Annotated in this window: 9 protein-coding genes and 1 tRNA gene; 7 read left to right on the top strand and 3 right to left on the bottom strand. The window is 53.1% G+C overall.

Going from position 1 to position 12,235, the window contains the following annotated elements; translation table 11 throughout:
- Positions 1-504: 504 nt before the first annotated feature.
- Positions 505-589 (bottom strand) — tRNA-Leu (locus G6R38_RS12820).
- Between the two features lie 635 nt (positions 590-1,224).
- Between G6R38_RS12820 and G6R38_RS12815 the strand changes: the two genes are divergently transcribed.
- Complete coding sequence (locus G6R38_RS12815; protein ID WP_166825659.1) at positions 1,225-1,758, top strand: hypothetical protein; 534 nt, start codon at positions 1,225-1,227, stop codon at positions 1,756-1,758.
- A 33-nt stretch (positions 1,759-1,791) separates the two neighbouring features.
- Positions 1,792-2,040, top strand: a complete 249-nt coding sequence (locus tag G6R38_RS12810) for a hypothetical protein (RefSeq protein WP_166825656.1) — start codon at positions 1,792-1,794, stop codon at positions 2,038-2,040.
- 454 nt (positions 2,041-2,494) lie between these two features.
- Here G6R38_RS12810 and G6R38_RS12805 read toward each other — a convergent pair whose 3' ends face one another.
- Positions 2,495-3,748, bottom strand: a complete 1,254-nt coding sequence (locus G6R38_RS12805; RefSeq protein WP_166825653.1) for an aminotransferase class V-fold PLP-dependent enzyme — start codon at positions 3,746-3,748, stop codon at positions 2,495-2,497.
- Between the two features lie 50 nt (positions 3,749-3,798).
- Complete coding sequence (locus G6R38_RS12800) at positions 3,799-4,224, bottom strand: SufE family protein (protein ID WP_166825650.1); 426 nt, start codon at positions 4,222-4,224, stop codon at positions 3,799-3,801.
- 172 nt (positions 4,225-4,396) lie between these two features.
- Here G6R38_RS12800 and hslV point away from each other — a divergent pair, with 172 nt between their 5' ends.
- The 5 genes from hslV (at position 4,397) to G6R38_RS12775 (ending at position 12,046) form a co-directional block, all read left to right on the top strand.
- Positions 4,397-4,969, top strand: coding sequence for an ATP-dependent protease subunit HslV (gene hslV, locus G6R38_RS12795; RefSeq protein WP_166825647.1), 573 nt, complete (start codon positions 4,397-4,399; stop codon positions 4,967-4,969).
- Positions 4,970-5,154: 185 nt separating this feature from the next.
- Positions 5,155-7,029, top strand: coding sequence for an arylsulfatase (locus tag G6R38_RS12790; protein ID WP_166825644.1), 1,875 nt, complete (start codon positions 5,155-5,157; stop codon positions 7,027-7,029).
- Positions 7,030-7,074: 45 nt separating this feature from the next.
- Complete coding sequence (locus G6R38_RS12785) at positions 7,075-8,511, top strand: alkaline phosphatase D family protein (protein WP_166825641.1); 1,437 nt, start codon at positions 7,075-7,077, stop codon at positions 8,509-8,511.
- A gap of 124 nt (positions 8,512-8,635) precedes the next feature.
- Complete coding sequence (locus G6R38_RS12780) at positions 8,636-10,447, top strand: aldehyde ferredoxin oxidoreductase family protein (protein WP_166825637.1); 1,812 nt, start codon at positions 8,636-8,638, stop codon at positions 10,445-10,447.
- A 345-nt stretch (positions 10,448-10,792) separates the two neighbouring features.
- Positions 10,793-12,046, top strand: a complete 1,254-nt coding sequence (locus tag G6R38_RS12775; RefSeq protein ID WP_166825631.1) for a C45 family peptidase — start codon at positions 10,793-10,795, stop codon at positions 12,044-12,046.
- The last annotated feature ends 189 nt before the right edge of the window (positions 12,047-12,235 follow it).

The following is a 12,235-nucleotide window of genomic DNA, read 5'->3' as shown; positions in this document are numbered from 1 at the left end:
AATATAGGAAAAAAAATGCCAGCTTTGACGAAGTCCCCATGCACGTGGGGGTGAACCGTGATCCTTTTGAAACTTTCGGAAGGTGTGCTCGAAGTCCCCATGCACGTGGGGTGAACCGCTGACGCTTTCTCGGAGCTGCTGGCCGATTTCGAAGTCCCCATGCACGTGGGGGTGAACCGTTCGCGACGAAGGCGGCCTGACGGCTGACAAAGAAGTCCCCATGCACGTGGGGGTGAACCTCACGAAAGCTACCTCTTCACGTTTTCGTGGCGATATCCGCACGTGTGTCACGGTATTGAAGAGGCAACGGTTGTAATTGGAAGTCGACGTTCTCCTACCGGTTTTTAGCTCGCGGCAATCTTCCCGAAATAGCCATATTCGAGGTTGACCCTCAGCCACACCTGAGCAACACAACGGCAATATTGCTACCAATTTGCTACCAAATGAGCAACATCACGAAAAAAGGACTCACGGCGATTTGCCGTAAGTCCTTTCATACCATAGTGCCCAAGAGAGGACTCGAACCTCCACGGGCGTTAAGCCCACTAGGTCCTGAACCTAGCGCGTCTGCCAATTCCGCCACTTGGGCTGTGGTTGAATGTTCGACACGAAGTCTAATCAGTTCGAATCTGGTTTTCCAGGTCTGCGAATGCCCAACTGGGGATTTTTTGATCGGTTGCACATGAACGCAGTCGTCTTATCCCTGCTCTGTGGTCGACATTACTGGGTTCGGAACGACGTTCTGCCCTACTGCATTGATCAGGTTCGGACATTCCGTCTCGTGAGTCTCTCGCGACACTGCGCTCCCTGGGTTGCGTAAGTCATTTATTTCAGGACGCTTACGTCAAGCAATCGCAACTTTCTCAAGTCTCCACATTTAACGTTTGATGATGCAACGCTTTGTCGCCTCGCGTGCTAATTGGTCGATGGGTCGACTTGTGTGGTTCCCCTACCTGGGCTGGAGGGAAGTTTGATGGCACTTTGCCGTCTGAGCGACAGTGAGGTATGGAGATTCTGATTGAGCAGTGGCCGACCGGAATGACGGAGAGTGCTGATTCTTTCCTGGCTCAACGGATTTGACAGCCGATGAACTGCCGCGAACACTGGTCGAGGTCGACCTCAAGCGATAGGATGTCGCGGAAAAACTCAATCTGGCTGAGCGCTCTTGGCCCATAGTCTGACTCAATCTTTCTGGCATGACTGGACAACGAAGGAACACGTTTGATGAAGTATTTGCCGATTATTTTTGCATTGGGAACCGCCTTGTTTTGGGGAATTTACGGGCCGACTCTCGGGAAGGCACGGAGCCCGATTGGGGCATACAGCGGGTTCAAACCCTATTTGGGGATTGGTCTGGCTTATCTGGTCATTGCCATTGTCGGTGGTTCAATTGCGATGTCGATCAAGGGCGATGACTTCTCGTTCAAAGGTGACCAATGGCCGGCACTGCAATGGGGATTCCTCGCTGGCTGCCTTGGGGCGTTCGGTGCATTATGCCTGACGAGTGCGTTGGTGATTTCGAAGGGGGATTCGCGATTAGTTATGCCGATCGTGTTTGGCGGAGCGGTGACCATCAATGCGTTGGTGAGTGCCTGGATCTACCATGGCAAAACCGAACCGAGCCCATGGATGTGGGTTGGTACTGTTGGCGTGATTATCTCGATCGTCATCGTCGCGATGAACATTCCACACCCCAAGAAACCGGCCTCCGCCCCGACATCGCCTTCTTCAGAGGCCGCCTCCAACGAAGCTCACTGATTCGCCAAATACGGTCGGCAACGGCTCCGCGTGATGGTCAAACTTCTCGTTTCCATTAACGGACTCGCCACGACACAGACGAGCAATCGTCGTATCGAGGAACAAATCCAGACGCGGACCAGTCAGATGCCGTCATGGTCGCTCCTGTTGAGATCGATGGTTCCCGTTGGTGTGGGATATTGGATTCGGTCATCCCAATGGAGTTGGGGAACATCGATGTCGCTGGAGCTACAGAATTCCGCAGTCGGGTATCGGGGCCTGATCGCGGCCGACGAACGTTGAACCATCACCGTGATCAGGAACGTCCTTAACGCCCGTCTAGAGGACGCAACCGCTCGCCACAACACGAATCGCGTCCCAGACAGCATTCGGTTGGGCCATCATACCAACGTGAATTGATCGACGAGTTGCATCAATTGCGTTGTGAAATCGAAGTGCCCCAACAAAACTCGGGCGATTCGGGAACACCGTCTTCGTCAACGAAACGAGCCGGTTCCGACACCACCTGGCCGAGGGACCCGGAAAAACGATACACCGACTTTTGAGGATTCTGGCATTCCGATCGCTCCGGAACAGGGCAAACCAGCTGCGTCCCGGTCGATCGAAGAAACTAAATCAGAATCCGGTCTGCCGAGTGAGCCTCAGCCAGAACCGAGCAAGACATTGATTCCCAATGACAAGACATCAGGTTGAAAGTTAGACTTCTGCCGTCAGGAAATCGGTCGATTTTCGCGGATTAGTCGGTCAATCGGAGTCGTTTTCGGGCGAAGTGGATGGCGTCAATCAAAGCGTCCACTTCATTCATTGTGTTATAGATGGCGAAGCTGGCGCGAGTGGTCGCCGACAGCCCCAACTTTGAGTGCAACGGCATCGTGCAATGGTGGCCATGACGAACAAACACTCCTTTGCGGTCCAGCAGATTCGCCATATCCTCCGGATGCATCCCGTCGATGGTCATGCTGCAAATGGCCCCCTTGTGTTCAGGAGATGGGCCATAAATCTTCATTCCAGGAATGGAGTTGAGTTGCTCGGTGGCGTGCTCCAGCAGGGCTTGCTCATGGGCGTGGATGGCATCGAAACCAATCTCGCTTACGAAATCAATCGCCGCCCCCAATCCAATGGCCTGGGTGATTGGTAACGTCCCGGCTTCGAACTTTGCGGGAATCTCCGCCCAGGTGCTGTGATCGTCGAAGACCTGCGAAATCATGTGCCCGCCGCACAAGAACGGGTCCATGTCTTCGAGTAATGCCCGTCGTCCGTAGAGCACACCAACTCCGGACGGACCGTAGAGTTTGTGACCGGAAAACGTGAGAAAATCTACGCCAAGTGATTGCACGTCAGTCGCACCGTGTGGCACGCTTTGCGCTCCATCGACGAGGACAACAGCCCCGATGGCATGGGCTTGCTTGGTGATTTGCTCAATTGGAGGCATCGTGCCGAGGACGTTCGACATCCCTGTGATGGCGACGATTTTGGTGCGTTCGCTGAGTAGCTCCGCAAACGCCCCGAGATCGACACGACCGTCTTCGGTGAGTGGCGTCAATTTGACGATGGCTCCCGTGGCCTTCGCAACAAACTGCCATGGTACAAGGTTGGCGTGATGTTCCATTTCCGTCAGCAGGATTTCGTCACCTGGCTTCAGGAATTTCCGCCCCCAACCGTTCGCGACCAGGTTGATTCCCATCGTCGTTCCCGAGGTGTAGACGATTTCCTCGACCTCGGCCGCCCCGATGAATTTTCGGATTTTCTCTCGCGTGGACTCCAATTCGTCGTCCACCATGGCACCAAATTTGTATACGCCGCGATAGGCGTTGGCGTAGTAGTTCTCCTGGACTTCTCGTTCTTTGTCGACCACACAACGTGGCTTCTGCGTCGTCGAAGCGTTGTCGAGGTAGACCAGCGGCCGTCCCTTCGGCAGCGGTTTTCCGAGGATCGGAAATTCGGCGCGGATGGCTTCGACATCGAAGGACACAGACGTGGAGACACTCATTGTGATCGGACTTTTCGAGGAGGGAGATACATCGTAACAATGCGGTCGATTCAGGCCGCCACCTGAGCAGCCAACTCGCGGATTCGCTGAACCATGCCGTTCAATCCATTTTTCCGAGCAGGGCTCAGATGTCGATCCAAACCCAATTCGCGAAAGACTTCGCGTGGCTCGATATCGAGGATCTCCGCGGGAGACTTGCCGGAGTACAGAGTTAGCAGGACCGCAATCAACCCTTTGACGATCATTGCATCGCTATCCGCGATGATGTCGAGAGTTGTGCGGCCGTCTTCGGTTCGCACGCGGGTGATCAGCCACACATTACTCTGACACCCATGCACCTTGGTTTGTTCGGTTTTCTCGCTTGATGGCATTTCGGGGAGGTCAAACCCCATGTCGATCAGGTAGTCGCAACGTTCCTCCCAATCGCCTAGAAACTGGAATTCGTCTATCAATTCCTCGATTGTCATTTCCGACATCGGTGCTGTTCGATCTTTCTCAGTGGAATTCGTTGGATGATTGTCTTGCATGTCTGCATTCTAGGCATCCCACGAGCATGGTCCAAGGGACAGTTACGCCAGTTGCCGATGTTGACCCGAATCGCTAGCCTGAACAATGACGAAACTGGACCACAACCACAGGGATCAATTCATGTCTCGAAATCCGCGCCCGAAACAAAAAGACATTTGGCGATCGACAACGGTGCTTTCCGTTCGACGCGGTGGCACGGTGGCCCTGGGTGCGGATGGACAGGTCACATTCAACAATACCGTTATGAAATCGGATACCCGCAAGGTTCGGCGGGTACTCGATGGAAGCATGCTCGTCGGTTTTGCCGGCTCGACTGCCGACGCGTTCGCCCTGCTTGAGCGTTTTGAGACAAAAGCCAAGGATTACCCCGGAAATATCACGCGAGCCGCTACCGAATTGGCCCGTGATTGGCGAACGGATCGGGCGTTGCGACGGCTGGAAGCGTTGATGATTGTGGCCAACAAGGAACGGACGTTGCTTCTTTCCGGCAACGGAGATGTCGTGCAACCGACCGACGGAATTGTCGGCATCGGGTCCGGTGGTCAATATGCGACGGCGGCCGCCCGTGCTCTGGACCGCCATTCCGATCTTTCTGCGACGGAAATCGTCCGTGAAGGACTCAAAATCGCCGCCGAAATCGACGTCTTCACGAATGAATCAATCATCATCGAGGAACTGCCAAGCGACGAATAACGGGTGCTCAAAGTTGTCAATCCTCGCGAGTCACAGTTTCCAACGACGTCATGTTCGACTCTTTGCAACAGTCATCGACGAGGATTAAACACCCAACGCCCTACTTGAGATGAGCGTTTCTAAATCGCGATTCAGCCCCCCTTTGGAATCGGATCGACTGAACACAACTGATTGAAAGCCAACACATGCGAGCCTCCGCATCAACTCTTTTCGACGCCAAACACTGGCTTGTAAACTTCCTCGCTGTTGCATCTCTGCTGACGTGTGGAATCCAGGCGTTGGCCCAATCTCGGCCGAACGTCATCATCGTGATGACCGACGACCAAGGTTATGGTGAGTTCTCTTGTCACGGCAATCCGATTGCGGAAACTCCGAACATCGACCGCCTCGCGTCACAGAGTGTCTGCCTCACGGACTTTCATGTCTCGCCAATGTGCACACCGACCCGTGGGCAACTGCTAACAGGGTTGGATGCGTTCCGTAACGGTGCGATCAATGTGAGTAGCGGACGAACGCTGCTGCGTCCCGAACTCGAAACGATGGCCGACATCTTTCAGTCCGCCGGTTATCGCACTGGGATTTTTGGAAAGTGGCATCTCGGGGACAACTATCCATTCCGACCAGAAGACCGAGGTTTTGAAGAAGCCCTATGGTTCCCGTCTTCACATATCAACAGTGTGCCGGATTATTGGAACAACGACTACTTCAATGATACGTATATTCACAATGGCGACCGCGAAACCTACAACGGTTATTGCACGGATGTTTTCTTCCGCGAAGCAATGAAGTGGATGCAACGCCAGCCAACTCAGCAATCGCCCTTCTTTGCGTATATTCCTCTTAACGCCGCACACTCCCCTCATTTTGTCCCAGACCATTATCGCAAACCAATTCGGGACGTAATCGCAAAGAATCCAAAGATCGTCGAGAATCTTACCCCTGCTAGACGAGAAGCCCTGATCAGTTTTCTCGCAATGGGGGCGAACATCGATGAGAACATGGGCCAGCTAGATCAGTTTCTGAGAAAGAACGATCTTTTTAACAACACGATTGTTGTATTCCTGACCGACAACGGCAGCACATTCGGAGACACCTATTTCAACGCTGGTATGCGAGGACACAAGACTCAACTTTGGGAGGGCGGCCATCGCGTCCCATGTTTCATTCGTTGGCCGAATGGCAAACTTGGCAAGCCTCGTGATGTTGACAGTCTCGTACACGTCCAAGATCTCTTACCAACCCTAGCGGAACTTGGGCAGATTTCATCAATTCCAAACCACCTTGATGGGATTAGCTTGGCACCAATACTCAAAGGTGAACAAGACGCCTTGGCTGACCGAATGCTAGTCATCAACTATAGCCGAATGCCGCAATTCAAAGTCACCTACACTCGTGAAAACCCCGCGATCCCACATCGCGACGGTGCCGCCGTTTTGTGGAAGCATTGGCGTCTGTTAGAAAATCAACGGCTGTACGATTTGCGAACCGACCCGCATCAAGATCATAACGTTGCCGCAACTCATTCTCGCGTCGTGAAGCGGATGCAACAACATCTCGACGAATGGTGGGATGGTGTCAAGGGCGATGTATTCGAACCGCAACGAGTCATCATCGGTCACGACGCGGAAAACCCAATGTTGCTAACAGCCTGTGAATGGCTTGATGTCTTCGTCGACCAACAGCAGCAGATTCGTCGCGGCGTGAGAAAGAACGGAGTTTGGCATCTCACGGTGGCCGAGCCGGGAACCTACACGTTTGAACTTAGACGATGGCCACGCGAGAGCCATTTAAGGCTCAATGCAAATGCTCCCATGACGAAGGTCACTGATGGGCAGTTGCTGAGAGGGCGTGCATTGCCAATCGCTTCGGCCAAACTAAAAATCGGGGACACATCAAAAGCGGCATCGCCACAATCCAACGGAGAATCAGTCGAATTCAACGTGGATTTGGAAGCTGGACCGACGACAATGCAAACATGGTTTCTCGATGAGGAAGGCAACGAAATCGTTGGTGCCTATTATGTCTACGTAGAACGAGTCACCCCCGCTGAGAAGCAATAGCCCAACCACCGCAGCCGCGACCCACAAACAAATGAGGAACTCCTGATGAAATACAGCCGACTCGTTATAGCAATTCTCTCATTAATTTCTGGTGTCCATGTTCATGCAGATGACGTTTTTCACGCGCAGGGAGAATTCGCGGGAGAACCAACAGCAACGAGCGTGCTGCTACAATCTCGACTCACAGCAATCCCAGGGCCAAAACTGGATCCATCCGGTGACGTTCCGGGGGCAAACGGTGTGGCATTTTTTGAATGGAGCGACTCGCGGAACTTCAAGAAAACGAATCGGACCGATTGGCTGAAGGCGACACCAGACGATGACTATATTGTCCGCGCAGAATTAACTGATCTCGATCCCGGAACTCGGTATTTCTATCGGCTCCACTTCGGAAGTGACAAGTCAAATACCAAGAGCGGCCCCATCCGTGAGTTCAAAACACTGCCGGCAGAAACGTCGGACCAAAAGGCCTCGTTCATTATGGGTAGCTGCCAGAACTATGCTTTCTTTATGTATGGAAAGAACAGCAAGAGCAAACTGGCGTCTGAGAAAGACCGAAAACTTGGGTATCCCGCCTATTCTGCAATGCTCAAACTTCGGCCAGACTTTTTCATTGGCACGGGTGACATTGTCTACTATGACCACCCGGCGAAGACTGCCGCAAAAACTCGACCAGAGCTTCGGGAAAAGTGGCATGAGCAATTTCGGTTGCCCCGTCTGGTCGAGTTCTACGGTCAGACCGCTGCCTATTGGCTGAAGGACGATCATGACTATCGATTCAACGACTCCGATCTCAAGTCTGATCGCAAGCCATCACCTGACACGGGCATTGCGATGTTTCGCGAACAAATGCCGATTCTGCCAGCGGGAGATCTTGCGTCACCGACCTATCGCACGCATCGCGTCCACAAGCATCTGCAACTCTGGTTCTTAGAGGGGCGTGACTATCGATCACCGAATCGAATGGAAGATGGTCCTCAGAAATCGCTATGGGGTCCCGTACAAAAGCAATGGTTGCAGACAACTCTAAAGAAGAGCGACGCCACTTGGAAAGTCTTGATCTCGCCGACTCCAATGGTCGGACCAGACTCCAAAAACAAGAAAGATAATCACGCCAATCTCGGTGGCTTCCGCCATGAGGCGGATGCGTTCTTTCGATGGTTACAGGACAATGAACTCGAAAATGTGATGGTGTTTTGCGGTGATCGTCATTGGCAGTATCACAGTATCCATCCCCTTGGAATCGAAGAGTTTTCCTGTGGCGCGTTGAATGACGAAAATGCAATCATCGGGTCCTATCCTGGGGCGAAGAATAGTACCGACCCTGAAGGAAAGGTCAGGCAGCCATTTCACTATGCCAAACCTTCTGGTGGTTTTCTCTTTGTCACGGTTGACTCAATGCCCAACCTGACAATTGATTTTCGCAATGACGAAGGCACATCGCTCTACAAAGTCAGCAAGTCAGCCGACGTCGAAAACTAGTTGAAGTCTTTCGAGTGTCTACAACTCTTCAAGATAGTACCGCCGCTGGCGATCTCCGGGGACGAATTTACCTTGTAACGTGCTTGGTTGAGCGACTGTAGCTTCATTCTGCTACAATTGTGGTATGTCAAAAGCACCTTATGGATATCACGGTCGCTATCTGCGTATCGATCTAACCGACCAATCGACAGAATCCGTCGCGATCCCTCCGAGCATCCTTCGACGTTATCTTGGTGGTGTCGGTCTGGGCACCTGGTTGTTGTTACGGGAATCGCGAGTTGGACAGTCGCCGCTCGAACCTGCCGCTCCATTGATCTTTGTGTTCAGCCCGCTTGTTGGCAGTCCTCTGACAACGTCGGCGAAGTTCGCAGTTCTGGCTCAATCCCCCCTGACCCACAGGATCAACGATTCCCTTTCTTCATCGCACTTCGCGATTGCAGCTAAGAAGACCGGTTACGATGCATTCGTTCTTGTCGGACAAGCCGAGTCACTCACAACGGTTTTAATTGAGTCTGATGACATACGGTTTGAACCGGTACCCGAGTTTCTTCAGCAGACTCTGCCCCAGACCCAGAAGTCGCTGATTGACAGATTCGGTTCTAGTTGGCGGTTCGCAGCCATTGGCCCGGCTGGTGAGAATCTTGTGCGATACGCGACCATTTCGAACGAGGGTCGTCATGCGGGACGTGGCGGTCTCGGTGCGGTCATGGGTTCAAAACTGGTGAAGGCAATTGGTGTACGGGGGAATCTGACGACGAACTACGCCGACCCCGACGAGTTGATTCGTTTGAGTCGTGATCTGTCCCGACGATCGTTCGGCCCCGCAACCGCAAAGTATCGGGAATTGGGCACTGTTGCGAATCTGTTGACCTTCAATCGGTTGGGAACCCTGCCAACACGGAATTTTCAAGCGGGTTCGTTTGCAGAATCCGATCGCTTGGCTCCCGAGACCATCAACGAGTCGCGGCGAAAAACTCAGTCGAGTTGTGCCGCCTGCACAATTGGCTGTGAACACATTTATCACAATCCCGGTGAGGATGACGACGCGGCGGGAGTTCGTCTAGAGTACGAAAACTTGTTCGCCCTAGGGCCCCTCTGCGGGATCTCTGATCCGGACACGGTATTGCAAGCATCGCGGCTTTGTGATGACTTCGGTCTCGATACGATCAGCACCGGAGGAACGATCGCCTTTGCGATGGAATGTGCGGAGCGAGGTCTTTGGGACGTTCCTGACCTACGTTTCGGAAATGGAAATGCTCTTCTATCCGCGATCCGCGCAATTGGTCGAGGCGAGGGAATCGGTCCCCAACTGGCGTTGGGAACGCGGGCGTTGGCTGAAATGATCGGACCGGAGTCGGCCGAATTTGCTCCGCATGTCAAAGGATTAGAGATTCCCGGATACGAACCGCGAGCGCTCCAAACCATGGCACTCGGTTTTGCTGTGGGAACCCGGGGGGCTGACCACAACCGATCGGGGGCGTACCAAGTCGATTTCTCAACACAAGTCGATCGACTTGAACTCAGTCCCGATGCTGTGGAACCGGCAATCCGTACGGAGAACGAAGCCGCCGTCTTGGACTCTCTGATCCTCTGCAAATTCCTGCGAGGTGTGTTCGAAAATCAGTTCGAGGAGTTGAGCAAGCTGCTACGCCCCGTCACCGGTTGGGGAATGTCTGCTGACGAACTTAAACAGACCGCGTGTCGGATCGTCACGGCGAAAAAACTCTTCAATATCCGACAGGGGTGGACGCCCGCCGAAGACACGCTCCCGCCCAGATTTCTCAAGGACGAATTGCCAGATGGAGCAAGCGCCGGTGCACGGCTCTCAAGTACGCACCTACAGCATTTGATCACCAATTATAACAAACACCGCGGTTGGACGGACGACGGTTGGCTGCCTCCTTCGTTAGTTGCTTCGATTGAAAACGATCTCTGACTTCAACAGAGACTTTCATAACTGACGTCGCACTTGAGCCAAAAACCGCCTTTCCGGAAAAATTTTCAAAGTTGCCGTTAAACCTTCATTCGCTGGCGTCCGCACCAAACACTCCCGATGAAACGCAAACCACATAACCTATTTTGACAAAACCACTTACACCCAAAACCATACCGACGACCTGCCAGGCTTCGGTGTCGAAACCGGTTCTAAAGATCGGGGATTCGCTGATCACGGCATGATGACGGATCAACTTGGGCTTTTGCAAAACCTGCAAAATCGCATATGCTTATACTAGATCGGTCTTAACTCTCAATACTCGAATGATTCGACTGGGGAGGCGATATGGCAAAACTGAATCGAGGGAGCGTTCATGCCATTCTTGGGATGCTCGGTCTTGTCTGTGCGTTTTTTTCTGTCCAGACACGGTGCATGGGTTGCACGATTGCCGTGGTTTCTGGCCGCGTCACTCCGGATCAACGTCCGCTGTTATGGAAGAATCGTGACACGAGCACCCGTGAGAACGATGTCCGTTATTTCGATGACGGTGAACTGCAATGCGTCGCGGTTGTGGATCAGCATGATTCCGACCGAATTTGGATGGGAATGAACGAGGCCGGTTTTTGCATCGAGAACTCGCTTTCCAAGGACCTGCCTCGTGGTAGTTCACGGGGCTACGGGAACGGCCGGTTTATGAAACAGGCGTTGCAGACCTGTCGCACGGCGGCCGATTTTGAGACGCTTCTTGATCGAACCAACCAATCTGGTCGGCGAACACGAGCCAACTTTGCCGTGATCGATGCCGAAGGCGCGGCAGTTCTCTACGAAGCTGGTCACCGAAGTTTCGCCAAATTTGATGCGAACGATCCCCAGACTGCTCCTGAGGGTTTCATCGTCCGTTCGAATTTTTCCATGACCGCCTCAAAACCGAAGGCGCTCAAGCTGGGTGGTTTTGAAAAGGTCTACTCAGGCAATCGTTACCTGCGAGCTGAGCGATTGCTACGTCAGGAGCTCGAGCAGACCGGAACGATCGATTACCGATTTTTCCTTGAGACTTGCAGCCGTGATCTTTCGGATGGCATTAATGTCGTCACGCCGAATCGAAAGCTGATGCCGGTGGTCGATACCCGTTCGACAATCAACCGGTTCAACACGGTTTCTGCGGCCGTTTTTCAAGGTGTGCGGGATGGTGAGAGCAGCGATCTGACAACAATGTGGACGATGTTGGGAGAACCAGTGTTCTCTGTCGCTGTCCCGTTCTGGGTCAATACGGCACGTTCCAAGCGACTGGCAGAACGAAAAATCAAGATGGACCACCTGTGTGCGGCGGTCTACGAGATCCGCCAGGCCAACTACGCGTCAGACAATGAACAGATTCTGCAGACTCGTCATCTGAATCAGATTTGGAGTCGCACAATTCGGGCGGAAAAGGAAATCGTCGATCGGACAACCGTTCAATTGTCGCAGTGGCGAAAGACAACCCCGCCAGCCCACACGCTGTTAAAGTTCCAGGAAGCGATGGCCGCCATTGCATTGCAGGCCCTGCTGGATGTGCCCGTGGGTGACGCTACGGTTGAGCCTGCGATTGCTGAAAATTAGTCGAGTTGGGGCTCACAATTTGTTCGTGGAATGCCGGTGAGACCGAAGGCGGTCTCACCGGCATTTTCTGTTGTCCTCACTACAGACTGCGAACGTTCACCACACGCCGAAACTGTTCAAAATCCGCGAGATCACGGTTCGATTCAACCGACCAGCGTCTTGCATATGCATTGCATTTTCCGGTTCTAC

The organism is Thalassoroseus pseudoceratinae, assembly GCF_011634775.1.
GTDB classification, from domain to species: Bacteria; Planctomycetota; Planctomycetia; order Planctomycetales; family Planctomycetaceae; genus Thalassoroseus; species Thalassoroseus pseudoceratinae.
The sequence above is the reverse complement of the archived record's forward strand: the minus strand, read 5'-3'. Positions and strand labels throughout refer to the sequence as shown.

Coding starts and splice junctions, on each gene's coding strand:
- G6R38_RS12805 (WP_166825653.1), bottom strand. CDS start 3,748: ATGAGTGTCTCCACGTCTGTGTCCTTCGATGTCGAAGCCATCCGCGCC.
- G6R38_RS12810 (WP_166825656.1), top strand. CDS start 1,792: ATGGTCAAACTTCTCGTTTCCATTAACGGACTCGCCACGACACAGACG.
- G6R38_RS12815 (WP_166825659.1), top strand. CDS start 1,225: ATGAAGTATTTGCCGATTATTTTTGCATTGGGAACCGCCTTGTTTTGG.
- hslV (WP_166825647.1), top strand. CDS start 4,397: ATGTCTCGAAATCCGCGCCCGAAACAAAAAGACATTTGGCGATCGACA.
- G6R38_RS12780 (WP_166825637.1), top strand. CDS start 8,636: ATGTCAAAAGCACCTTATGGATATCACGGTCGCTATCTGCGTATCGAT.
- G6R38_RS12800 (WP_166825650.1), bottom strand. CDS start 4,224: ATGTCGGAAATGACAATCGAGGAATTGATAGACGAATTCCAGTTTCTA.
- G6R38_RS12790 (WP_166825644.1), top strand. CDS start 5,155: ATGCGAGCCTCCGCATCAACTCTTTTCGACGCCAAACACTGGCTTGTA.
- G6R38_RS12785 (WP_166825641.1), top strand. CDS start 7,075: ATGAAATACAGCCGACTCGTTATAGCAATTCTCTCATTAATTTCTGGT.
- G6R38_RS12775 (WP_166825631.1), top strand. CDS start 10,793: ATGGCAAAACTGAATCGAGGGAGCGTTCATGCCATTCTTGGGATGCTC.